Origin of the sequence: Algoriphagus antarcticus (assembly GCF_002150685.1) — a bacterium.
GTDB lineage: Bacteria > Bacteroidota > Bacteroidia > Cytophagales > Cyclobacteriaceae > Algoriphagus > Algoriphagus antarcticus.
The window spans coordinates 1-23,521 of record NZ_MSSW01000088.1; the positions used below are offsets into that span (position 1 = coordinate 1).

The 23,521-nt window shown below is 40.3% G+C and carries 20 protein-coding genes; 8 read left to right on the plus strand and 12 right to left on the minus strand.

The annotated features are described in order from the left end of the window. Positions 1-27: 27 nt before the first annotated feature. Positions 28-3,270 carry a DUF5689 domain-containing protein gene (locus tag BVH04_RS22520; protein ID WP_086543719.1) on the minus strand — a complete coding sequence of 1,081 codons (3,243 nt, stop codon included), beginning with the start codon at positions 3,268-3,270 and terminating at the stop codon, positions 28-30. Positions 3,271-3,500: 230 nt separating this feature from the next. Here BVH04_RS22520 and BVH04_RS22525 point away from each other — a divergent pair, with 230 nt between their 5' ends. After that, complete coding sequence (locus tag BVH04_RS22525) at positions 3,501-3,872, plus strand: hypothetical protein (protein ID WP_086543720.1); 372 nt, start codon at positions 3,501-3,503, stop codon at positions 3,870-3,872. A 343-nt stretch (positions 3,873-4,215) separates the two neighbouring features. On the opposite strand, the gene BVH04_RS22530 is transcribed toward BVH04_RS22525, so the two are convergent. Beyond that, a complete protein-coding gene (locus BVH04_RS22530) occupies positions 4,216-4,683 on the minus strand; it encodes a GAF domain-containing protein (RefSeq protein ID WP_086543721.1) in 468 nt (155 codons plus the stop codon). 434 nt (positions 4,684-5,117) lie between these two features. On the opposite strand from BVH04_RS22530, the gene BVH04_RS22535 reads away from it, so the two are divergent. From BVH04_RS22535 to BVH04_RS22550, 4 genes are all read left to right on the plus strand, one after another. After that, the gene (locus tag BVH04_RS22535) at positions 5,118-5,684 is read left to right on the plus strand and encodes a type 1 glutamine amidotransferase domain-containing protein (protein ID WP_086543747.1); all 567 of its coding nucleotides are present in this window, start codon (positions 5,118-5,120) and stop codon (positions 5,682-5,684) included. Between the two features lie 48 nt (positions 5,685-5,732). Beyond that, entirely contained in the window at positions 5,733-6,848 is a 1,116-nt protein-coding gene (locus tag BVH04_RS22540) for an NAD(P)-dependent alcohol dehydrogenase (protein ID WP_240511027.1), read from the plus strand. Positions 6,849-6,915: 67 nt separating this feature from the next. Further along, the gene (locus tag BVH04_RS22545; RefSeq protein WP_086543722.1) at positions 6,916-8,253 is read left to right on the plus strand and encodes an NAD(P)/FAD-dependent oxidoreductase; all 1,338 of its coding nucleotides are present in this window, start codon (positions 6,916-6,918) and stop codon (positions 8,251-8,253) included. Beyond that, entirely contained in the window at positions 8,240-9,007 is a 768-nt protein-coding gene (locus BVH04_RS22550) for an SDR family NAD(P)-dependent oxidoreductase (protein WP_086543723.1), read from the plus strand. The genes BVH04_RS22545 and BVH04_RS22550 overlap by 14 nt, the downstream gene beginning before the upstream one ends. Positions 9,008-9,408: 401 nt before the next feature. Here the strand turns inward: BVH04_RS22550 and BVH04_RS22555 are convergent, their stop codons facing one another. Then, positions 9,409-10,551: a hypothetical protein gene (locus BVH04_RS22555; protein ID WP_086543724.1), complete on the minus strand. Its 1,143-nt coding sequence runs from the start codon at positions 10,549-10,551 to the stop codon at positions 9,409-9,411. Positions 10,552-10,728: 177 nt separating this feature from the next. Further along, a complete protein-coding gene (locus BVH04_RS22560) occupies positions 10,729-11,106 on the minus strand; it encodes a DUF4062 domain-containing protein (protein WP_086543725.1) in 378 nt (125 codons plus the stop codon). 478 nt (positions 11,107-11,584) lie between these two features. Here BVH04_RS22560 and BVH04_RS22565 point away from each other — a divergent pair, with 478 nt between their 5' ends. Next, positions 11,585-12,721, plus strand: coding sequence for a patatin-like phospholipase family protein (locus tag BVH04_RS22565; protein WP_086543726.1), 1,137 nt, complete (start codon positions 11,585-11,587; stop codon positions 12,719-12,721). A gap of 23 nt (positions 12,722-12,744) precedes the next feature. Here the strand turns inward: BVH04_RS22565 and BVH04_RS22570 are convergent, their stop codons facing one another. The 5 genes from BVH04_RS22570 to BVH04_RS22590 form a co-directional block, all read right to left on the minus strand. Continuing rightward, positions 12,745-14,085, minus strand: coding sequence for a TRAFs-binding domain-containing protein (locus BVH04_RS22570; RefSeq protein WP_169714490.1), 1,341 nt, complete (start codon positions 14,083-14,085; stop codon positions 12,745-12,747). Positions 14,086-15,090: 1,005 nt separating this feature from the next. Beyond that, positions 15,091-15,411, minus strand: a complete 321-nt coding sequence (locus tag BVH04_RS22575) for a Dabb family protein (RefSeq protein ID WP_169714491.1) — start codon at positions 15,409-15,411, stop codon at positions 15,091-15,093. A 10-nt stretch (positions 15,412-15,421) separates the two neighbouring features. Continuing rightward, positions 15,422-16,216: an SDR family NAD(P)-dependent oxidoreductase gene (locus BVH04_RS22580; protein ID WP_086543729.1), complete on the minus strand. Its 795-nt coding sequence runs from the start codon at positions 16,214-16,216 to the stop codon at positions 15,422-15,424. Positions 16,217-16,228: 12 nt separating this feature from the next. Then, the gene (locus tag BVH04_RS22585) at positions 16,229-17,917 is read right to left on the minus strand and encodes a sodium:solute symporter (protein ID WP_086543730.1); all 1,689 of its coding nucleotides are present in this window, start codon (positions 17,915-17,917) and stop codon (positions 16,229-16,231) included. Positions 17,918-18,021: 104 nt separating this feature from the next. Next, entirely contained in the window at positions 18,022-19,002 is a 981-nt protein-coding gene (locus tag BVH04_RS22590; protein WP_086543731.1) for a phytanoyl-CoA dioxygenase family protein, read from the minus strand. A gap of 146 nt (positions 19,003-19,148) precedes the next feature. Here BVH04_RS22590 and BVH04_RS22595 point away from each other — a divergent pair, with 146 nt between their 5' ends. Both BVH04_RS22595 and BVH04_RS22600 read left to right on the plus strand, forming a co-directional pair. Further along, positions 19,149-20,000 (plus strand): helix-turn-helix domain-containing protein, encoded by an 852-nt coding sequence (locus BVH04_RS22595; RefSeq protein ID WP_086543732.1) that lies wholly within the window; start codon positions 19,149-19,151, stop codon positions 19,998-20,000. Between the two features lie 228 nt (positions 20,001-20,228). Then, entirely contained in the window at positions 20,229-20,480 is a 252-nt protein-coding gene (locus BVH04_RS22600) for a hypothetical protein (protein ID WP_140160647.1), read from the plus strand. Between the two features lie 326 nt (positions 20,481-20,806). Here BVH04_RS22600 and BVH04_RS22605 read toward each other — a convergent pair whose 3' ends face one another. From BVH04_RS22605 to BVH04_RS22615, 3 genes are read right to left on the minus strand one after another with little or no spacing between them, the layout of a single operon-like run. Continuing rightward, a complete protein-coding gene (locus BVH04_RS22605) occupies positions 20,807-21,397 on the minus strand; it encodes a hypothetical protein (protein WP_086543734.1) in 591 nt (196 codons plus the stop codon). Next, positions 21,390-21,887, minus strand: coding sequence for an RNA polymerase sigma factor (locus BVH04_RS22610; protein WP_262481382.1), 498 nt, complete (start codon positions 21,885-21,887; stop codon positions 21,390-21,392). Before BVH04_RS22610 ends, BVH04_RS22605 begins: the two co-directional genes overlap by 8 nt. Next, positions 21,884-22,717, minus strand: coding sequence for an alpha/beta fold hydrolase (locus BVH04_RS22615; RefSeq protein WP_169714492.1), 834 nt, complete (start codon positions 22,715-22,717; stop codon positions 21,884-21,886). The genes BVH04_RS22610 and BVH04_RS22615 overlap by 4 nt, the downstream gene beginning before the upstream one ends. Positions 22,718-23,521 lie beyond the last annotated feature (804 nt).

Consider the following 23,521-nt stretch of genomic DNA (forward strand, 5'->3'; position numbering starts at 1 on the left):
CTACTGGCAAGATTCCGTATAATCACATTATTTTTTCACCAATCGAATCATTTTAGTCTCTTGACCTTGATTGATATGAAGGTAATAGAATCCTTTTTTCAAGGAAGTATTTCCAAAGTCTAAGCTAAGCTTTCCATTTTTAAATTGAGCTATACCACTTTGCATTACGTTTCCGGCTTCATTGAATAAAACATAAGCAATATCCAAATCAAGGGGTAAATCCAACTGGACTTCAACTTGCTTCTCCATTGGATTAGGGAATGCCTTTTTAACCTTTGCCTCCACAAAAGAAGGTTCACACAAAGCAGAATTGGTTGCGCATGGAATAGATCCACAAGCACCTAGCGAAGCGCCATTTTTCAACATGGCAGCTACAGCTTGAGGAGCAACACATAGCGTATTAGACTTACCGGAATTTCCGTTCACCTTACATACAGCCACCTTATCTCCCTTAGGGCCACATCTCACATCTACTACACAGACTTTCACTTCATCGATGAAGATATTTCCAGCTTGATCTGTCACCGTAAGCGTATATGTGGTCGTTTCAGTCGGAGAAACTACGATGATTTGTCCTGTTTGACCAGTACTCCAAGTGTAAGTATATGGACCAGTGCCACCCATAGCATCTGCCGCACTAAGCGTCGTACTAGACAAAGGCTCATAACCCAAATAAACTACTGCATCTTCACCGGCATTTGAAACAACCGGATCACCAGCTATTAAGCGAACAGAAACTGGCAAGTGATCTGAAGTAGTATTCCCATAATTTTCAATGAGATTGAAAGGAATAAACAAAGTTTCAGAACCCTCGAGATAATTATCATACAACTCATTGGAAAGCGTGATGTGGTCGATCACATTATCGTTGAAGATAAACGATCTTAATCCGGCCTCACTAAGTGAAATCGTGACTCCATCAAAATCAGGATCGGAGATGATCACTTCATACGTACTTGGTCCAGTTCCGATGGATTCATCTAAGTCATCATTGTAGTCGCCAAGCAAAATGATATTATCGTTGGAATAGTATGCATCCAAACTATCTTTTAGCACTTGTATATCAAATCTTTTACGCAAAAGATCAGCATTGGCTGAGCCTGATTTTGCGTGAATATTGATAAATCTGATTTGCTCTTTTACACCGTTGATGTCTGCAGTAGCAGTAAGCATCCAAGGCAAACGTCCGCTTGACCAGAAGGAAGAAGCAGAACCTGTTGGGTAGCCATCGAGCGCATCTGTCAAACCTAATCGAGCTTGATCATAAAGCTCTTCGAACAGCACTTGCTCAGACACTACATCAATTACTTCAGTATTGTAGATAAAGCAAATTTTCTGAGCAGGGAAAGTAGGATCCGGGCCGTCAAATGATCTGGAGAATCGATCCGAACAAAGCAATGCATAACCTGGCAATTGCGCAACAAGGCTAGCTAACAAGTCTTCATCCGAAACTTCCTGAACCGCAATGATATCCGGAAGAGTAGTTTGAAGGACTTTTAAAGCATTTTCAGCCTGCAAAGTCACATTGCTTGGTCCAAAATTAGTGATAGTCGAACCGAAGAATTCCATATTCCAAGTCATCACATCCAGTGTTTCTGAAGTAGGAATATCAGAACCAGCGGCTTCATAAGCTGAAGTTCCTGGCACATCTTCAAGGAATCTTGGAAGTAACTGAATCGTTCCTCTGAAACTTCCAAGTACACCCGTGATTAGCTGAGCCTCCTTAGGAATCACTCTTCCAATCAAACTACTCACGTCACCATCGATCCGCAGTGCAAGTGTGCCGGTACCATCAAGTATATCATAGTTACTTTCAGGGAAGAATAAGCCCTTTGAAATCACAAAAGAAGCTGCTGGAATACTAACTAGTTGGCCTTCTAAGCTTGCGTTAATTTCAGTGATTGATACTATCTGTGGTGAAACTGTTGATCCACTGCTGATCAATTCAACTTTAGTCACATCCACAAGTTGGACTTGCTGATTGAATGCTCCAATGCTTCCTGTTAATTCCAATTCATCACCAATCTCATATACATCCATGCCATGGATTTGAGCATCAAAAACAGCGATTCCGCCAGTGGCATCTTGAATAAATGCCGGACCGCCAAGTTGATCGCTGGCTGTTAACACTCCTTTTATGATGAGTTTTGTTCCCTGTGATTTGGTTCTCGCAACTGCAATCGAAACTGATTCTGGATCAGGATCAGGATTGACGATGACGCCTCCAAAGCTCTGACCGGTATTGATTGCATTATAAGTTTTGGCTATTGCTTCTGCAGACCAAGTGAAGTCTTCATACTTGCTTCCTGTGCCCTGAAGCTGAAGAGAGAATCCTACAGGTGTGCTTCCAGTTTCGACTACATTAACATCTGTGCTTGCTAATCCATCAGCTAGTCCGCCTACTGCAGTAAAGCCGCCTTCATAACTCAAAAATTGAACGACTTCATCCGAAGAGTTTACTAATGCAAATCCATCTGGAGCGCCATTTTGTAATCCAGCGATTGCGAAGAAAAGTGTTCCAAAGCCATTGTCTTGATCAGCAAAAGTACCAGACAAATTAGTAGTGCCATAAGGCGCTCCGCCATTACCATTGTAAAGCACGATTTTCCATCCTGCCAAATCAAGCCCTGCTGTTCCAGCCAATTCAATTCCTTCCTCTGTATCTGCACCTGCGTTGTCGTAATGGAATTCATTCACAAATACAACAGGCTCACCTAAAAAGGTTTGACTGCCATTTGATGCTCCGAACGTACTTAACTTTGCGCTTTCCCAAGTGAAATCCGTGTAAAGCGAACCAGAACCTGCCAGCTGCAATGACAAACCGATTGGTTCAGATCCAGGTTCGAAAACACCAATATCAGTGCTTAATATCCCATCTGCCGGCCCACCTACTGCGGTGAAAGCTCCTTCGTAACTTAAAAACTGAACTACAGTTCCATTATCCACTAATGCCATCGCATCAGGAGCTCCATTTTGGATTCCGTTAGCAGGATAAGCAATTGTGAAAAAACCGAAACCATTTGAAACATTGGCTAAGGTTCCGGAAAGTGCCGTGGTGTTGTAAACTGTACCACCTGAACCATTGTAAAGTACCAGCGACCAGCCTGTAAGGTCTGTCCCAGCTGGACCTGCGATTTCAATAGACTCACCGGCATCTGCCCCGGCATTATCATAATGAATCTCATTGATAAACACTTCTTGGGCAAAACTTGCAACGGAGAAGCAGAGCAAGCTGACTAAAAGTGTAACATTTCGTAGCGTTTTAAACATATAGCTGGATTTAAATTAGGACACTAAGATGGAGAAATACCGGAAATTTGAGGTCTTCTACTTCGTTATTAAAATGTTATGGAATGGAGTCAAGACTTCATCCTAAAAAACTTCAGCCCAAAACGACTGATCTTTTGTACTTTAGCTCTCCCGGTTCTAAAATTCAATTTTCCCAAAAGATTGATTTATTAAAAAATCGAAACCTAGTAACCAGCTGAATCTTGAAAACCATGAAAAATTTAACATTCCTTTTACTTCTTAGCCTTGTACTAAGCTTCGGATGTAAAGAAGACGAAGAACCCGCTTTAGTCTGTGGCACCGCTGATCCGGTGGCAAATCTCCCTTGGTTAAACACCTTCGCCAAAGAGTTGAACGATTCGTATTATGGAGTATATTTTTATGTCACTGCTGGCACTTACCAAGATCAACAAGTTTTTTTGATTAAAAACTGCTGTCCTAATTGTAACACAATTACCTTTGTTTATGCTTGCGGTGGAGAAGTGTTGGGATCCCTAGGTAGAGATGGTTTAGGTATCGATGCAACCGAGATCAAAGAAGAGGTAATCATTTGGAGAGGAACCGGTTTTGCGTGTACCGTTTGATGATAGGGATTAGGCAGGTGAGCTACCCCAAAATAGTAATAGAGTAGCTTTTTTGATCCGATTGACCAGGAGCCAATTTTCATTAATGATTGAATTATTCTTCAGCACTGCACCGTGGTCTGTGTCTTCACAGACCACTATTATTTTAACTTCCGAATTGTCGACACAGATCAGGGCGCGGCAAAGCTAATTGAGTAGGGGGTATTCTAGAATTCAAAATCAGGGAAAATAGAAAGATGTACTTGCCCTAGGCCCTACGGAACAACGCCCATTCCAACGCTTTGCCTTGGCTCACTAGATGAGTGAGTTGTTTAGACTTCAACTTTTACTTCCATGATATCAGCTAGGAGCTAATACTTCTGGCTATTTCCTCCCCAATCTTCATCAGTGCATCACTTTCTACCTTGGTGAAATCATACGGTACCGGCTTGGCGATGCCCAGGGTTCCATACAGTTTGCCTTCCAACAACATTGGGACGGCGATGGATCCTTCCACTTTGGTTTCTTTTGCAGCTGGCCGAGCTACACCGGAATCATCGGTTTGCAAATTGCACATTTCCACCGGAGTCTTTCGCTCAGCTGCGATTCCGGCCATTCCCTTTCCGATAGGAATGGAAGACATCTTAGGCAAAAGGAAGTCAGGTATTCCTTTATGGGATTTGAGTATCAATAGATTGGTCGAATTGTCAAGCTCGTGGATGGTTCCGGTAGTACAATCAAAGGACGAAATGATGGTTTCCAGCAATTCTTGCCAGTTGATATCTCCTGATGTTTCCTTGATGGAATTGATAATTGATTCTGAGTGGTTCATGGTTACAATTGACTAGGTAAAATGATTTTATGGGTCGGTCTTGGCTTCAAAGAGAAGTTTATTTTCATGCACTACAAAACTTTTTCAAAATTGAATGAAAGCTTTTTTTCCTCAAAGGGGATTTAGATGATTTCAGTATGCGGACTTTCTATATACCGCAACGGAAGCTCTAGGCTTGTCGGCCATTGAGAAAATACGAATCATCGTGTTCTCTACTAATTCAACTGATTTCATGTCTTCCAATAGTCCCTTTTCAAGCAAAAAGCTTCAAAAAGATGAATAAGGTAGAGAGCAGATTTTAGGAAGGTTGAGCAGGGATTTCTACACCCTGCGGAGATAGTTCAGCTCCGGAACTGTTGATATGGCGCTATATGCCCACTAATCGCTTTGGAATGTTCCTTGCCCCATTTAGAATAGGAAAAAACAAAAACATCATGAAAAATCTAAGCAATAAAAAAGTAGCCATTCTGGTAACGGATGGATTTGAACAATCAGAATTTTCAGAACCAAAAAAAGCGGTAGAATCTGCAGGTGCCACAGTGCATGTGGTGAGTCTGGAAAAAGGACCTATTAAGTCTTGGAAGGATGGAGATTGGGGTAGCGAATTTCAAGTTGACAAAACAATAGATGAGGTTTCGGTTGCTGATTACGATTCCTTGATCATACCAGGTGGCATAATCAATCCGGATTACTTGAGAAGAAATAGCAAAGCAGTAGAGTTTGTAAGAAGCTTCGTGGAGCATAACAAACCAGTCTCAGCTATCTGTCACGGACCATGGTTGTTGGCAGAAGCGGGAGTATTGAAAGGCCGTAAAATAACTTCTTTCCCAAGTATCAAGACGGATATAATTAATGCGGGAGCCATCTGGGTCGACGAAGAGGTGGTCGTAGATGCAGGATTAACCACGTCAAGATCTCCTGAGGATTTACCTGCTTTCTGCAAGAAAGTGGTAGAAGAAATAGCCGAAGGAAAGCATTCTAAAATGTCGGAATCGGCATAATCAGAATCATTAAAGTAAAAAATAATATTCACATAAAAAATTAAAATCATGGAAGCAGAAACAAAAATATTGGACAAAGCAATGCAGAAAACAAGCAAAGGGTTTAGCGTCAAAGGCTATGGAGCTCAAGGAGCATCTGGCGATAAAACGACCTTGAAGAAAATGGATGTCGACCGCGCAAACCCAAAAGCAGATGAAGTTCTAATTGAGGTGCTCTATTGCGGAGTATGCCATAGTGATATACACCAAGTGAATAACGACTGGGAAAATACACGCTATCCATGTGTACCCGGTCATGAGGTTATTGGTAAAATTGTCGAAACAGGAAGTAAAGTCACAAAATTCAAAGCCGGTCAAATTGTAGGCGTTGGCTGTATGATAGATAGCTGCCAAACCTGCGATCCCTGCAAAAATGGCGATGAGCAATTTTGCGCGGGCGAACATGGACCAACCATGACGTACAATGGCTATTTCAGAGATCCTGAATCTGATTACAATACCTTCGGTGGGTTTTCATCACATATTGTTTCCAAAGAAGCGTTTGTATTAACCATTCCTGAAAAACTTGAGCTTTCATCTGCAGCTCCCATTCTTTGTGCCGGGGTGACTACTTATGGGCCTATGAAACATTGGGGTGTAAAAGAAGGCGATAATGTTGCTGTAGTTGGTATTGGCGGATTGGGCCACATGGCTGTTCAAATAGCAAAAACTATGGGTGCAAAAGTTACGGCCATTACAAGTCACGAATCGAAAAAAGAAGAAGCCAAGGCATTGGGTGCTGATGATGTAATAGTATCGACAGACGAAGATGCCATGACAAAGAATGCCTTGCGATACGATTATATATTAATCACGATTCCAGTGCCATTTGATATCAACGATTACATTAATTTACTCACTTACCGTGGCAGTTTAATTACAGTAGGGCTTTTAGGCGAATACAAACTGCCCACAAATAATATGAACGTCGCCATGTTTAATCGTACCCTTGGAGGTTCTTTTATAGGTAGTATTTCTGAAACTCAAGAGATCCTCGATTTCTGTGCAAAACATGATATAGCGCCAGAAGTAGAAATGATAAATATCAATCAAGTGAATAATGCTTTTGACAATATCAAGAATGAAGATGTTCGTTTTCGATATGTTATAGATATGAGTGAATAACTTCTAAAAATAGAAGTGATGTAGTCACTATCTCAACTTAACGCGAATTGATGGAGGAGGAAAGGAAATGGAAGATAAAAATATAGTAATAATTGGAGGCGGCTTTGCTGGTATCAACTTGGCAATGGATTTGGCCGGTGCAGAAGGAATAAATGTCACTTTGGTTGACAAAAATAACTATAACCATTTTACCCCTTTACTCTATCAATTGGCCGCGGGGTTTTTAGATGTTTCAAGTATAAGCATACCTTTTAGAACGTTATTTAAGGGAAAAAAGAACCTCCATTTCAGGATGGGAGAGTTGGAGAAAATAATTCCTGAGGAGCGCAAGGTCGTCCTGCCTGCAGAAACCATTTCTTACGACTACCTCGTGATTGCTACGGGCACCAAACCCAATTATTTTGGAATGGAAAATATCCAGAAATACGCCCTTCCGATGAAATCGATTGATGATGCGGTTAGGTTGAGAAATTTCCTTTTAAGCGAAACCGAAAAATATATTCAATCTGATGACGAGGTTGAAAAGCGTAAGATGCGAAATATCGTGATCGCAGGAGCCGGTCCGTCTGGAGTTGAGTTGGCAGGAATTCTATCAGAAGTTCGAAATCAGATTCTCGAGGATATTTACCCCGAGTTGGATGAGGACAGGATGAATATTTATTTGGTCGACGCTGCCTCATCTGTACTTCCCCCAATGGCTGAAAAGTCGCAAAAATATGCTCGGAAATGCCTTGAGGATATGGGTGTTCATGTGCAGTTAGAGAAAATGGTTTCGGACTACAAAGAAGATAAAGTTGAGTTCAAAGATGGTAGTTTCATCGAAACAAAAACGCTGATTTGGGCAGCGGGAGTGACTGGGTTTCGACTGGATGGATTTCCAGATGATTGCTATCAAAAAGGAAATCGGCTGAAGGTGAATGAATATAATGAAGTAGCCGGTACGGAAAATATTTATGCGATTGGTGATTCCTGTATCATGACCTCAGATCCGAATTTCCAAAAAGGACACCCTCAGCTGGCAAGCGTAGCCAAACAACAGGGAGAAGCAATGGCAAAGAATTTTATGGCCCTTGTCAAAGGTCAGAAGCAAGAACCGTTTAAATACAAAGATAAAGGCACTATGGCCATTATTGGTCGCAATAGGGCAGTGGCCGACCTTACTTTTCCAGAAAAAACCATCACCGGCTGGACGGCTTGGGTTGCATGGATTACGGTGCATCTCTTTTTGCTCTTAAGCTATAGAAATCAGGTCAGAACCATGTGGAACTGGGCGAACAGCTTTTTCAGTGATGGTCACTCGCAAGGAATACTCGTGGGACAACTCCCTAAAAGATCGTCGCCAGAAGATAAAATGAATGAAAATGATTTTCCACTAATTAAATCCGAGAAAAATGAAACGATTTGAAAACAAAGTAGTCATCATAACTGGAGGATCCGGACAAATAGGATTTACAACTGCTAAACGAATGGGCAGTGAAGGGGCTAAGATTTTGCTGGTTGACATCGATGAGGAAAGCCTCAAAGAGAAAGAAAAAGAGGCTAAAGAAAGTAACTATGAGATGTCCTACACGGTGGCAGATGTCACAAAACCTGAGGATGTAGAAAGATATGTTGAAACTGCAATTGAGCGATATGGTAAAATTGATATGTTTTTTAATAATGCCGGAATTGAAGGTGTGGTGCAACCAATCCCTGACTATCCTGTCGACATGTTTGATAAAGTCTTGGCAGTAAATGTCAAAGGTGTATTTCTCGGGATGAAATATGTGATTCCAAAAATTGAAGATGGTGGTAGCATTGTGATTACCTCGTCTGTTGCGGGACTAACGGGCACAGCAGGAATGGTGGCTTACAATACCAGCAAGCACGCCACCATAGGAATAATGCGAGTAGCGGCCAAAGAATTAGCAGATCGGAAAATACGGGTAAATACTGTGCATCCCGGTGTAGTGGATAGCCGAATGATGCGATCTCTTGAAGAAGGAATTAATCCCGGACACGGTGATGCGGTAAAAGAAAAATTTGTAGAAATGATTCCGTTGGGCAGATACGCAAAGCCAAAAGATGTGAGTGATATGGTTACTTTTCTTTTTTCAGATGAAAGCAGCTATGTGCACGGCAGCCAATTTGTGGTTGATGGCGGATTTACAGAACAGTAATTTTACATTTTGAATGAAGCACTGGAAAAAAGATTGAAATAGGACTGCTGAAGAACATCAATGAATGGGAAAGCTATTCCACACATCTCTGTATTCCATATTAAGACCACGAAGTGGTCAGACCATCAATAGCCCCGGTGAAACCCGGGGTTAAATAGATTTAGGACACGGTTCCGCGACGGTGAAGCCGTCAAACTTTGGGATTTCAAATTCATGTAACTATTGAAGCGTAGATACAAACGACCAATTTTCAGGATTACGCTTAGTGCCCTGCTTTGTTTATGTATAGCTGGCGCTTTCCAGATGAAAATAAATTTCAAATTGATCTGGATAGGAGGGTGTAATTACATCCGACCACTGCACGGATTACACCCAGTCCAACGCTAAGACTACTACTACACTTAGCGGGGGGAGCGGAGTGGTTTGTAAGGCTGTCCCTTTACTTTTTCCGGATCAAAACAAAATTTATACAGATAATCAAAATTAAAATTGTTGGTGATAGACTCGTGCTGGTGATTACCAACAGGACTATTAAGGCCGCCATTCCAGAAAATTGTAAGCCATTGGGGGTTATCAATTTTACAGCGTTCAGCAATTACCGGGTCAATTTTATATACAGGTAATTTCAGGGTTCCGCCACCATTTCCCACAAAAACATCAGGATAGTTTTCCAACAATATATCGGGCTGATTGGTAAAAATCTCTGCTGTTTCCTCTAGCCGATCTTTATATTTCTCTTTGTTGGTTTTTAATACTGAAATCCTTTTTTGATACTTCTCGTCAGCGTATTTGCGCGCATTGGCCCGGGTAGCATCGGTATGCCATTTTGTAACAGCCTCTTCTTTTTCAATCGCATACTTTCGTTCTATTGCAGCAGCTACCTGCTCCAGGTATTCGGCTTTGGTTATTTTAATAAAGGGAAAGTCATTTTGGGGATAGAGCAAAAGGGCTATTTCAAACATCCCGTTTTCGTTTCTAGTCACATAAGTTGGATATTTTTTTGTGTTGGGGTGAGTTGCCAAACTTTTTATATAGGGATTCTCTTCGCTGGAGCCTTGTTCTTTTAAAGATGGCAGAGTAAAATAATATTGAGTGGGTGTGCAGAGAGCATCTGCGGGAATACCAACAGGCGCATTAGCCATAATACTCCATTGAATGCCATCGCTCGTTAAAGGCACCATCTTCCCGTTTGCGTTGTATTTCAGATGCGAATAGGTATTGGCGACAGCACCGTAACTCTGTGGCATTGCTGCATTGTTCTTATTATACAAACCTAACTTTTCGGAGACCCTTCTTTTTACATCTCCCAAACCGCCTTTTGGGAGGTAGCTTGCCTGCATCCAATTGCCAATAGAATCAGCAATGGATTGTTGTGCAGGAGTATATAATTTAGCATCGACTTTCAGAGGTTCTCTAACGCCTCTAAAATTATAAACCTTCATCCAGCCGAGCACTTTGTCTTCAATGTCCTTGGGGGGAATTTGCTGAGCAAAAGATGTTGCTGCATAAAAAAAGAGACACAGTGGAAGTATTATATTTTTCATAAAAAGTAGTTTAGTGTAATTGATAAGTTAGAAAAAATGCGTACAGCAAAAGCTAAATTGTTCTTATTTAATGAATAATATCTTTACAGGCATAAAATGTCCCTGGAGCCTGCACGCCACTATTGATGCTTGGTGAAGCACGTTTGGTTCAAATCGTCTTTTAGCATCTTTCAGTTATCAACATACTTTGTTTTTGGAAAACTTCGCTTTTTTATCTATCTCAGCCTCATCAAAGTTCTCCAAGTGTAAACAGAAGATGCGTTTATCATTGGCTAAGGCAGTATCCAGTTCGATTTCCGTATAAGTCCGATCCTCATTGGGAGGGAATGACCCTACTTTATTGCCGAGAATAATGATGTAAATGTCACTCGATAATACAGCTTGAACGCAATCATCCAGAAATGGCGTATAGGAAGCGTCATCAAACATGCGTTCCATGATAGCACTTAATTCAAAACTATATTTGAGTTGATTTTGAAAGAGGTTGATGAGTTCTGATCTTAAATCCTTTAAATCTCTAAAAGTTGACGAGATATACACTTTCCATTTTGCCATGTTAAGCTAGTTATGTTATTTCAAAAAAAAAGATACCTTAGTTAATTCGTATGAAATTTCCAGAAGAGAAATTTTCCCTTTTTGACCTCCTTTCCTATGTTCTATAAGTTAGCTGGAAATAATTTTTTAAAAAAGTACCTAAGTCTTAATGAGCGTCATCCAATTATGCTTTTTACTGGGCAATCCTACTGCCTCTAGGTTGGAGCTTCAAAATTGTTATCCAAACATTTTTTTATTTGATGGTATGGATTCAGTTTGCTTGAGGGACAATGGATAAGTAACGCTATCATGAGCTTGCCCAAAATACCTCCTATTTCTACACAAATTTTGTAATTCTGATTGTGAAGTTTTAGTATATTGATTCTCAAATCTGAAAAAGGTCTTATTGCTTAATTTATTGTGTATCGCTGTTGCCTGTAATAGGTGTGTTTTAACTTAATATTTTAATTTAGCATTTTAACTTTTAGACTTAAATACTATGAAAAAAACCCTGAACGATCATCTAAGCCCATCAAGTGGTCCCAAAAACATACTCTCACTAGATGGCGGTGGAATAAGAGGTGCATTAAGCCTCGGGTACCTTAAGAAAATCGAAACTATCCTGCAGAATAAACATGGCCAAGATTATCTTTTGAGTGATCATTTTGATTTGATAGGAGGAACCTCTACAGGTTCTATCATTGCTTCAGCCTTAGCAATAGGAATGAAGGTTGATGAAATCAAAGATCTTTATATGGACCTTGGAGGTAAGATATTTGGTAAGAAGCACAACTTCTGGAATCCCCTTCAAACCTGGAAGTTTCTAAAGGCCAGCTATGATTATTCTGTCTTGGAAAAATCCTTACGAAGCGCTTTTGGAGAGATTACATTAGGAAGTGAGGAAATCAAAACGGGGTTATGTATCGTCGCCAAAAGAGCAGATACCAATAGTGTTTGGCCCTTGATAAACCATCCACAAGGCAAATTCTTCAACACCAGTCTGGGAAAGAACAAAAATATCCCTCTTTGGCAGGCTGTAAGAGCGAGTAGTGCCGCTCCTACTTATTTTGTCCCTCAAATGATTGATGTAGGGGATAGACAGCAGGCCGCATTTGTAGATGGAGGAGTGAGTATGGCCAATAATCCAGCTATGACTCTGTTGATGGTGGCAACTCTAAAAGGATTTCCTTTCCACTGGGAAATGGGTGAAGATAAAATAACTGTTGTTTCTGTAGGAACAGGCTATAGTATATTCAGAAAGCAAGTTGGTGAAATCAAAGAAGCCTGGCTTAAAACCTGGGCTCAGAGTGTACCTGACATGTTGATGCAGGATGCAAGTTGGCAGAACCAAATTATGCTTCAATGGCTCTCCAATTCCCCTACAGCCCATTATATCGATATGGAAATAGAATCTTTGCGAGATGATTACATTTCGGGAAAACCGTTGATTAAATATCTTAGATACAATTTTCCCATTACAGAAATTGAATTGAACAACCTTAATTTAGGAAAGACCTATAATGGGGAAGACGTGGAAAGCTTGATTGAAATGAGTAATTCTGAAAACAGGGAGGAACTTTATAAAATTGGAGAAGCTGCTGCAAAAGATTCTGTCATGGAATTTCATTTTGAATAAATCGGTTCACCCAACTCCTTTATTCAATTATCTTTTAAAACTTGAATTACCTCTGCCACCCAATCTCCTTGGTTTTTAAATAATTCAAGGTTTTTGGCGGTAGAATCCGTTTGCCAATCCTCATGGGAGGTACTGATGGCAGAGGATAAATAGTCAAATGCTTTACTCTGATTATTTTGTAAGATAGCTAATTCCAAAAGCGTAGCCTGAGGCCAGTAATCGTCAAAATTGGAAGGAGCCTTACGCATTGAGATCTTACTTTTCTTTTCCAAATATGTCAATACTGCAAATTCAACCACCTTTGCAAAGTCTACGGTGTCCTCATCCTCTCTGACGAATTTTAAAGTTGCAGCATTTACACCAGGGTAAAAGTCTCTAATATCTGCTTTAAAACCATCAGTATATACTTCGATTGCCTTATTTAAAAATCCTTTGGCAAGGAAAGCTTTCGAACTTTTAGCCTCATTGTATTTATCTTTATAAATCCTCCCCAAAATCCCCAAAGTCTCGCTATTTGACCCTTTTTCCTCAACTAGTTTTGTCAGTACATCTATAGCTTTATCTTTATTGCCTGCTCTATTCAGCGCAAATCCATATTGTTCCTGAACCACCACTGTTCCCTTGAGATGATTTGGTAAGGAATCAATAAAATCTACCATTTCCTGAAAGGCATTGATGGAGCGGAAAGCTAAAATAAAATTAATGGCTAAGCTTGCATCCCAATCCTCTTTTTCAGGTAGAGTTTTTTCAAGATCTTTTAGCTTTTCGGCTCTTTCCTCCTTTTTATCCAAGCTTAAAATCTCCTGAATCTGCGTATTTACTTGATTGTCCTGCTTTGCCCGCTCTCTCAGCATATCTACCTTATCAATGGATAGATTATGCTTGAATTCTATTCCATCCATTAACTGGTAGATTGGACTATCGGTGATTTTTTTCTTTTTTATCTCTGTTATATATCCTTTCAATGCCGCCTTTTTATCCTCCAAATCCACAATCTCATCATCGACGATGACGTATGGAAAACATCGGACATCAACCAAATCGAAAGGTATTTTAGTGCCTGTTTCAAAAATGCTAAAAGTTGTAAAAGGCTTAGCAGTATATCGAATACCTAATTCATAAAATACATTGGCATTTGCAGTGGTCAAGTCAGCAATAGCAAAATCACAAAGTATCAATCGCTCATACATGGGTTTATGAATGATTCCTCCCATCATTTCCTGATCAGCGCGAATAGATTCCAAACCGGATTCTTCGATCACTGGTTTTATGAATTTCTCATAGACTGCATCAAAATTTATAATTCTTCCGGTTAAGTCAGGCTTTTTACCAAAAGGCATGATTACAAAACAAAGTGGTTTCATAGCAAAAAGAATTGAGTTAGTATTAATATGGGAATAACAAACACACATAGCTGGGAACTTGGTAATAAACTTTTATACATCATAACTGCTAATAATGCAATGTCAAAATAGGTCAAATAATCAGATAATGGAAGTTAGGCAATTGTATACTCTTCAGCAAAATGTCAGGTATGGTTGCTTTAAAATTCTGACTGAGAGTCGGTAATTGGGAAGGCAGGGAGGGGATGAGAAATCCAACCATCCTATTTTATCAATCAGGCTAATTTGATGAATACGACTATAGGGTATGTACAACTTTCTTGGTTGTATTTGCATTATTGGAGATAATCATTTTTGCTATGATTTTTGGTTTTGAAAAGGCAGGCATTAATTCTAAGTCCTGACCAAACTATGTATTAGAAGAAAAAGATGTTCTACTCAAGTATCGCTAGAATCCAACTGGTTCTCTTGTTTTTAGGGATCATCGCAATTGTTTGGTATTTAAGCGTAAAACGTAAAAAATCAGCACTATCATGAACAAATCAGCACTTATTCTAGCCATAGTCACTCAAGGACTGATATTGTCTGTGACCCTCTATTGCTTCTACTTGGTCCTAAAAAAACCTGAAATAAAACCGGAGGAGTAGGGGGATGGGCCTTTAGATTGAAGACTTTCCTTTTCGATTGCAGTTAAATCGTGGATTGATTTGGCTGAGATTTAACATCCTTGCTTTCGAAAATTATCCGGAGTAGGGCTGGGAATTCCAATTCTCGGTACTAATTCCCAATAATCGAATTGCTCCCGACTGCTAGCGGATTCATTACAATAGAAAGGCGTTTTGCATCTAACTTCTACACGAATTGCCAAGTGCGGAGAAATGATCCTAATATTCCTAGAGCAACTAAGTAAGCAGATTAAATGTATTGTTCACCATAGAATAAAACCTAAAATATTTCTTCTTTAGGATGAGTAAAAAGTAAAGAATGATAAAGGCAACAGTTCAAATATCCTTAAATAGTTAAGTTTCAATCGTTGGAATAATAGTCCACTACAAAAACCTTTTCCATATGAGGGCCGAGGATTTGCTGAAAATCAAGATGGGCAGGATGTTTTTGGTAATTAGTAAGATCTTGAATGGATTCATAGGAAATAATGAAGCAATGTGTGAAGCCTTGGTGATGGTTTTCTTCACTGATATTTCTGCCCCATTCCATAGCTACAATTTGAGGCACTTGATTTTTAAGAGACATAAAAGAACTGACCACATGCTCTACTTCATCTTCAGTGGAGGAGTCTCTGAATTTGAATAGTACAACATGACGCAACAGTGGTAATTTAGGATTCATAATTTTTTCTTTAAAATATTCCAGGAACACTTCCACCATCTAATTTTAACACCGCTCCATTGGTCGCCGATGAAAGCGGGCTTGCCAGATAAAGTACTCCATTGGCAATTTCTTCAGGTGCTAAAAATCGTTCAATTAAGGACGTTGTTCTTACATTTTTGAAAAAAGCAGACGCAACATCCTCCTCTTTCTGATTTCCTTTATCGGCCTGTTCTTTCAAAAATCGTTTGGCTCCTTCAGATAAGGTAGAACCCGGCATTATGGAATTGACAGTGACGGCTGACCCTCTTGTAGTTTGTGCCAATCCACGCGAGATACTGAGCATGGCAGCTTTAGTCATACTGTAGGCAATTAAATCCTCGGGCACTAGCTGTGCACATTCGCTACTCACAACGACAATGCGGCCCCAATCCCGCGCCATCATTTTTGGAAGTAGTGCTCGCGATAGTCGGACACCACTCATGACGTTTACTTCAAACAGTCGATACCAATCCTCATCGGAAGTCTCAGTGAAGGATTGAGAAGTGAAAATCCCGACGTTATTGATCAGTATATCTACTCGGTCCAGTTTTGTAATTAAGTCCTTTACAGAATTTGGATCACTGAAGTCGGCTGTTATTCCGGATACCTTTGCCGAAGGAATTCCCTTTTTCAATTCTTCAATAGCATGTACTACTGTTTCCTCATGCCGACCATTCAGAATCACATGAGCTCCTTCTTTAGCTAATAGTTTTGCAATGGCAAACCCAATTCCGGAAGTAGATCCGGAAACGAAGGCAATTTTATTAGTCAATAGGTACTCCATAGTTGAGGGTGTTTAGTTTGCAATTCCCCAAGGACTGAAGAAGACCCACAAGGCTAATACTGAGATAATTAAGATGATAGTTAGAATTACATCGGATGTGAACACCAGTTTTGTCTTAATCCCTGACCTCTGAAATGTCACTAATCGCAATGATTTTTCCGACTGAGGTGGGGTAAGACGACTCACGATCACCATTATTACAGCACAAATGACAAACAGAATGATGGCGAAATGAAGAAAGTTAATGTCCAAAAAGATATTAACCAAAGAACCTTCTTTGACCTCAATGATTCCTTCCTTGCTCATAAACTCGATTACCAGACGAGACACGCCTAATGCAAAACCCATCCATAAGGAAACAATTGCTCCCTTTGCATTCATCCATTTGAAGTATAATCCAAATAAAAACACCGCTGCAATGGGTGGCGAGATGTAGGCTTGAATACTTTGGAGATAAAAGAATATCCCTCCTCCCATCAGTGATTTCATGAAAGGAATCCAACCTAGACTTACGAACACCAGCGCGACTGTTGCCAATTGTCCCACCCAAACCAATTCTTTTTCAGAGGCTTTTGGTTTGTATTGTTTATAAAAATCAATCGTAAATAAAGTAGATGAAGAGTTGAAAGCAGATGAAAGTGAACTCATTAATGCCGCAAGAAGTCCTGCGATTGCGAGGCCTTTCAGACCACTGGGAAGGAAACCGGTGATCATAGCTGGTAATGCATAATCAGCATTGGAAGTCGAAAAATCCAGCATCCCTTTTTGCAAAAGTGCATATGCGATAACACCCGGGATGAAGAAAATAAAAACAGGCAATAACTTTAAGAATCCAGCAAAGAGCGCTCCTCTTCGAGCGTTGCTGATGTCTCTTGCTGATAAGGTGCGCTGCACGATAAATTGATCCGTACACCAATACCATACGCCCAAGATTGGTGCACCAAATAACATTCCAGTCCAGGGATATTGTGTGTCCGTCATAGGACGCCACAAGTTAAAGAAGCGCTCAAGTGGTGGATTGCCCGGTTTGGTGGAGGCTTGTTGAATAGTAGTGATCATTTCATCCCAGCCGCCCAATTGAGCCAATCCGAAATAAGTAACAGCGCCACAACTCGCGATGAGTATAAATGCCTGTACCATATCGGTGTAGATTACCGCTTTGAGTCCTCCTAGCACCGTATAAAATCCTGTTGCTAAAACGATGATGATGGCACCTGTCCAAAAAGGCACTCCCATGGTTTCAAAAATTAGCGCACCGGAGAAAATGATCAACGATATTTTTGTGATGACATAAGCAAGAATAGAAACAACGGACAGGTAATTTCGACAAGCTTTAGAGTATCGCAGCTCTAGAAATTCTGGCATGGTGTAAACGCCCGTTCGCAAATAGAAAGGGACAAATACCCACCCCAGTAGGATCAGGATAAAGGCTGCAAGCATTTCAAAATTGGCCATGGGCATTTCTGCCCGAGCACCGGCTCCAGATACTCCCAAAATTATTTCTGAACCAATGTTCGAAGAGAATAATGAAGCACCTATCACAAACCAACCTTCGTTTTTCCCCGCTAGAAAATAATCTGCCGAATCTTGCTCAATTTGAGGTTTTCCATGTACGCGTGACGCCCACCACGCAATCCACAAAGTGATACCAAAATAGATTGCAATGATGAGTAAATCCCATGAACTCATATATTCCAGCATAAGTGGGGTTGAATTAGTGTGGGTTTTAGAATGAAAAAATGAGAAGTAATCTCTTTTCTACTTCAATAGAAAGAGGACTCCTCATTCAAGAGGTTATGTCACTACTAATATTTATCAAGCCCCAGGATTTTTTTACCGAGCTCGCTTAATTTGGCTGCTTCATATTTTGTTTGTTCCCATTTTCGCGGATCGCCCGGAAAAGCATAACCCTCAGGCGCAATACGATTCTTCCAGGAATCAATTCTCCATTGTTTCAGATCTTCATTGTCTTCTTCAGCCGGCATCATCGAAATGTATTGCGCAATTCTTACTTGGTCTTTCGAAAGGTTTGGTCGAATGCCATGAGGTTGTGAGCTGTTGAAGATGAGTAAATCTCCCGCCTGTAATTTTACCTTTACCAACTTATCTTCAAAACCGGTTACATCTGGTTTGAAATGATTTCGGTCCTCAGGCTGTGTTAATTTCCAGGTATCGTATGTGCGAAAAAGTTCTGGAATACATTGAAAGCCTCCCATGTTTTCGTCTTCTTGATCTGCTAAAGCTAAAACGCCTTGAACGTTTTGAGGCTTTGTATCCGGATCGTAATCCCAATGAATAAATCCTTTGTATTCAAAACCCGGTCTGATCGGAAAGTTTAAGTTAGCGCGATCAACCGTTACCCAAAGTTTTTCAGTACCCCAGATATCTTCAAACGCATCGTGAACCCGTTGCATCTGACGGTTCTCCCAAAGTAGTTGATGATTATAAACTTCTACCATTCCGGTACCGACTAATTCTTTCATCTCCATATCGGCCCGGGGTGCGGTATACCAGGTAGAAGGGTCATTCTTATCTTTCTCTTCAAACTCCCACAAAAAATCAGCGGTTCGCAACGCCTGTTCACGAGGCACAGCATTTTTAACCACCACATAACCGTTAAGAATCCAGAAAGCCCAATCTTCTTCGCTTAAGATTCTCAGCGGTTTTCCGTTGGATCGGTCATTCAATTTTACCTTGCTACTGGTAGCTGTAGATGGATTACCGGGAATGTCTTTGTGATTCTTATTTGGGCTCTGCGTAGGAGCCATGGTCTTTTGATTTTCCATAATTGGTTTGTTGGGTTTAATTATAGAATAAAGCTAAGGGAAGAGTGCACTCGATTTCTACTCCAATAATGATGGGTTTTTGAATCATATTGATATTTCATGATCTATATGGACTATCAATAAGACAATTTTATGTAAATTTTGAAATGAAGACTGAATTAGAACGAATCGTTGCTCATGAAAATAGCTCTCTTCGCTTAATGGTGAATCCCAATTTAAGCGACTTCTTCTTTTGGCATTTCCACCCGGAATATGAGTTGGTTTTTATCGATGGTGCAAATGGAACACGGCACGTTGGCAAACATATATCACGCTATGAAGGAAGTGATTTGGTTTTTATTGGGTCGAATATCCCGCATCTCAATTTTGATTACGGCGTCAAGACTGCGTATGAAAAAATTGTAGTCCATATAAAACCGGAGTTTCTGAAAGAGGCTTTTTCGTCTACACCAGAATTGCATGCTGTCCATCTATTATTCGAAGAATCCAAACAAGGCGTATCCTTTGGAAAGAATGCAAAAATGCTGGTAGGTAATCGTCTTAAGAAATTACATACGTTGGGTTATTTTGAGCAGTTCCTGGAAGTGCTGAGCATCCTGCAACTGCTATCAGAGTCAACTGAGAAAGAATTACTTCACAATCATCCGGTAGAAAATCCGCACACGCTAAAAGAGCAAGGCAGACTTAAAACCATTTATCAATTTCTGGACGATCATTATCAGCGTAAAATTGAACTTTCGGAAGTTGCCGCTTTAAGCAATCTGACTAATGCTGCGTTTTGTCGCTACTTTAAGCGTATGACCAAGCTTACTTTTACAGAATTTGTTAACCATTATCGAATTGACAAAGCCAAAAACTTGTTGCGACAGGATAATAATATCACTGAAACCTGTTTTCAATGCGGCTTTGAAAGCATATCCTACTTTAATAAAATCTTTAAGAAGGTAACGGGCGTCAATCCTTTAGCTTTTAAGAAAAGACATCAATCATCGATTTGATCCTAAATATTAAGGCTTAGTCATCACTTTGATTTTATACACTTCCTAAAACGAACTCTTCGCTAAACGATCTTCAAGTTTTTCAAATTAAATAGTATGTTAGTTATCAGGTAGTTAGGTCAGATCTAACCCTATTATTTTATGAATCCTCTTAGCTCAAGCAATTTAAAAAAAGTAAAAGATAAGCCTTGGGTTTAAACATCTCATTGGATTATAACCCTAAGTTTTTTGAAACTTGTCTTTACAGGAATAGAAATTCTGATGGTTCATCCGCTCCTTTACTGGGGGGAAGTAGGGAATGAACTGACTCCAGCTTTACTGGAATTCCCCATAAGTAGAAACCATCAAAGAACAGATTGGGAAGAAAAAGTGCCGTTTTTTGATACGGAAGATTCCCCAGTCAGCGCAGGCAGAAATGGTGAGGAGTTGATGTTCAATCAAAATGGATGCGGGAAAAGCTTATATTTCTGTTGTTTCTGAAGAATACATTGACCTGGGAGATATTGGCTGGGCTTGGTACAATGGTTTTAAATACAGTTTAAACCCTCCGAGTTTTTTGTGCTAGTTTCTGTGCTTTTCTCTGATGAGGATGTTTGGCGGCGGATTATTTGCGAAGCTTGGTGGGAGTGGGGGATATTGATTTCGAAAGCGAGATGGAAAATAATACAGAGGGTCGTACTTTATCAAGACTCTCCCCGCGGTCTATGTCTTCAAAGACCGAAATTACATCACCCTACAGACCGACACCGGCCTGTGTCCACAGAGATCGGTAAACTACTTATCGTTCATTGTTTCCTGAGAGGGAGTTATCCTATTATTTTTTTCTTCAGCTCAATAACCATCCGGAGTTCTCTCAATTCTTTTTGCACGTTTTTACGGATGAGAAGGGTCAAAATTATTCCAGGAATAAAATAGGAGGCGATCATTGCAATCAGCCAAAATCTGCTCATATACAGAAAGAATTCGGGAACCAGAAATAGAAATCCCAAAGTGTATGCTCCAAGGGTAAGGAAAGTGAAGGTAGAGTGAATCTTAAGTCTTAGGCTGAGGTATTTAGTTTCCTTTTCCAAGCTGTAATATGCAGAACTATCAGCGGTCTTTTCCTTTGCTTTTATGATGCTATAGGCCTCTAGAAGAATACGGAAGAGGAAAAAAAGCAACATTAATCCAACTCCTATTTTGCTTAGTGTATGTTGAAATTTAAAGAATTCCAACAAGAAATAGCACATCATCAGAAAAGTGAAGCCTAATATCAGCAGGGTACTGCGCTGGAATTTCGTGCTTTCCCTGTTGAGGCGTTGGGCTTCGGCGATTAGCTGCTCAGGGGGTGGAAGAGGAGTGATGTCCAAGCCTGAGCTTTTCCAACCGGATTTGAGAATATTTCCTAGTTCATTCATGATTAATCAATTTTTTGAGTCTGAGTTTGATTCGGTGGATTTTGACTCGAAGGTTTCCGTCGGAAATGCCCAGAATGGTGGCGATTTCTTCTTGAGGCACTTCTTCAAGAAGTAATCCGGTGACTAGTCGGTCAACTTCTGAGAGACCGGCCATCGCTTTATAGAGTGCATTGACCGGATCGCTTTCCGTAAACTTGATTTCTTCGGTTGTTTCCTGTTCTCGGAATGCTTCCCCCAGTTTTTCCGAATGAAGCTTTTCCCGCTTGAGGTAGTTGAGGCAGGCATTGACTGTGATTCTGTAAATCCAGGTTTTTGGGGAAGAATCCTGTCTGAATTTTCCCAGATTATTCCAAACTTGGATGAAAACTTCCTGCGTAAGGTCTTTGGCCTGGTAGCTGTCGCCTTTCATAAATCCGAGGCAGAGTTGATTTACCATCCGATATTGCGACTGGTAGAGCTGTACAAATTGAGCTTTTTGTTCCGAAATCACTTATTGAGAAAAGAATTGAGCTGTGTGATAAACCATTCCTGCTGATCGAGCATAAGGTAGTGCTTGCTTTCAGTTGCTAGTACAAACTCTGTATTTTTCAATCCGTTATATTGTTTTTTCATGGTCTCCAAAGCTCCGGGCCCGTAGGGCTGACCTGCGACCATCAGGAGCACGGGAGCTTTGATGGATGGGAAAAGCGGTCTGCTGTCCAATTTAAGCAGATCTGTGTAGCCATACACAAACGTTTTCCGATCTGCGACCGCCATCCAGTTTTTGACTAGGGCTTGGTCCTCAGTTTTGGTAATCATGTTCTGCGTCATCTGTGTCAGATAGGCTGATAGTGCGGCTTCATCCATATTCAGCAGTTGATCATTGTAGGGACTTTCATAGGCTAATGCCTCCGCCGGTACCCCGGGCATCATGATCTCACGCATGCAGGATAATGCATCGACGATCACGATTTTTTGAATTCGATCGGGAAGGCTGGCAGCCAGATCCAATGCCAGATTGCCCCCCATGCTGTGACCGACTAGGGTGAGATTTTCTAGGCTGTTTGCTGTGATGTAGCCGATCAGATCGGTTTTGAGTTTCTCGTACCACGGCATTTCCACTGGGGCAACTCCTCCAAATCCGGCGTAAGTCACGATGTGAGCACTGTGTTGTGGAAGGTTGGAGGCGGTGGTATTCCAAACCTCTCCTGGTGTTGCGAATCCGGGTAGAAACAAAATGGGTTCTCCTTTTCCAGATGTATTTACAGAGATGGATTGCTGTGCGAAAACCAACGGTTGCAGTAATACTACGAAGCAGATGAGTAATAAGGTCTTTTTCATTTTCCTGTCTTTTGTGTTTTTGATTCTTGGAAAACGAATCCGGGTTTTTGTTACAGTTAGTTTGGAAAAAAAATTACATTTATGATAAATTTTATAAGACATAGAAATAGAATACTTTAGTTAAAAATATTAGTTCCCCTTCAAGTCTCATGCGATAGATCAATACAAATAGTTTCGAGATTATGACTTGAAAATTTCTTCTCCACCCTAGCCTGTGTTTCAAAGACCACTTGCAAGGTTAAAAAATAGGGCATTTGGTGGTCTTTTATCTGGTAACCTTAAACTATGCAACTAAGTTTATCCCCATATATCGAATCACAGATTCTATATAGTAGAAATATGTTTTATATACGACTTCTGTACGGATCATCAAGTCTACTTCATATATCTAATACACCCAAGAGGGTATGCATGGTTAAGACTAATAGTATTTTTCTGTGGGTTAAATTTCCAGTGAATTAGGGTCTGAGTATCATCAGTCTTTTGTTAAGTAATTTAAAATGATAATAGCTCAAACGTTAAAATTATGTAATAAAGCATCGTGCTTCGCTTTATTATCAAACTCCAGTCTCATCAAAGTCCTCCAAATTTAGAAAGAAGATGCTTTTATTAGTGTCCATGTTAACAGGCAAAGCTAGTTGTGGTATTTAAAAAAAATGTCTTAGTTATGGAACAAAGGCAAAATATATACTTGGCTGAAATTCCCAGAAGGAGCTTGTCTCTTTAGAACCTCAATTCCTACCTTCCTTAATATTAGTTGGAAAGTATTTAAAAAAAGTACATAGTTTCGATAGTGACCTAGAA

Bases quoted from the DNA above. Each gene is read 5' to 3' on its own strand.
- BVH04_RS22590 (WP_086543731.1), bottom strand. From the start codon at position 19,002: ATGGAAAATCAAAAGACCATGGCTCCTACGCAGAGCCCAAATAAGAAT.
- BVH04_RS22565 (WP_086543726.1), top strand. From the start codon at position 11,585: ATGAAAAAAACCCTGAACGATCATCTAAGCCCATCAAGTGGTCCCAAA.
- BVH04_RS22580 (WP_086543729.1), bottom strand. From the start codon at position 16,216: ATGGAGTACCTATTGACTAATAAAATTGCCTTCGTTTCCGGATCTACT.
- BVH04_RS22535 (WP_086543747.1), top strand. From the start codon at position 5,118: ATGAAAAATCTAAGCAATAAAAAAGTAGCCATTCTGGTAACGGATGGA.
- BVH04_RS22595 (WP_086543732.1), top strand. From the start codon at position 19,149: ATGAAGACTGAATTAGAACGAATCGTTGCTCATGAAAATAGCTCTCTT.
- BVH04_RS22570 (WP_169714490.1), bottom strand. From the start codon at position 14,085: ATGAAACCACTTTGTTTTGTAATCATGCCTTTTGGTAAAAAGCCTGAC.
- BVH04_RS22575 (WP_169714491.1), bottom strand. From the start codon at position 15,411: ATGAATCCTAAATTACCACTGTTGCGTCATGTTGTACTATTCAAATTC.
- BVH04_RS22550 (WP_086543723.1), top strand. From the start codon at position 8,240: ATGAAACGATTTGAAAACAAAGTAGTCATCATAACTGGAGGATCCGGA.
- BVH04_RS22615 (WP_169714492.1), bottom strand. From the start codon at position 22,717: ATGAAAAAGACCTTATTACTCATCTGCTTCGTAGTATTACTGCAACCG.
- BVH04_RS22540 (WP_240511027.1), top strand. From the start codon at position 5,733: ATGGAAGCAGAAACAAAAATATTGGACAAAGCAATGCAGAAAACAAGC.
- BVH04_RS22520 (WP_086543719.1), bottom strand. From the start codon at position 3,270: ATGTTTAAAACGCTACGAAATGTTACACTTTTAGTCAGCTTGCTCTGC.
- BVH04_RS22530 (WP_086543721.1), bottom strand. From the start codon at position 4,683: ATGAACCACTCAGAATCAATTATCAATTCCATCAAGGAAACATCAGGA.
- BVH04_RS22585 (WP_086543730.1), bottom strand. From the start codon at position 17,917: ATGCTGGAATATATGAGTTCATGGGATTTACTCATCATTGCAATCTAT.
- BVH04_RS22605 (WP_086543734.1), bottom strand. From the start codon at position 21,397: ATGAATGAACTAGGAAATATTCTCAAATCCGGTTGGAAAAGCTCAGGC.
- BVH04_RS22525 (WP_086543720.1), top strand. From the start codon at position 3,501: ATGAAAAATTTAACATTCCTTTTACTTCTTAGCCTTGTACTAAGCTTC.
- BVH04_RS22560 (WP_086543725.1), bottom strand. From the start codon at position 11,106: ATGGCAAAATGGAAAGTGTATATCTCGTCAACTTTTAGAGATTTAAAG.
- BVH04_RS22545 (WP_086543722.1), top strand. From the start codon at position 6,916: ATGGAAGATAAAAATATAGTAATAATTGGAGGCGGCTTTGCTGGTATC.
- BVH04_RS22555 (WP_086543724.1), bottom strand. From the start codon at position 10,551: ATGAAAAATATAATACTTCCACTGTGTCTCTTTTTTTATGCAGCAACA.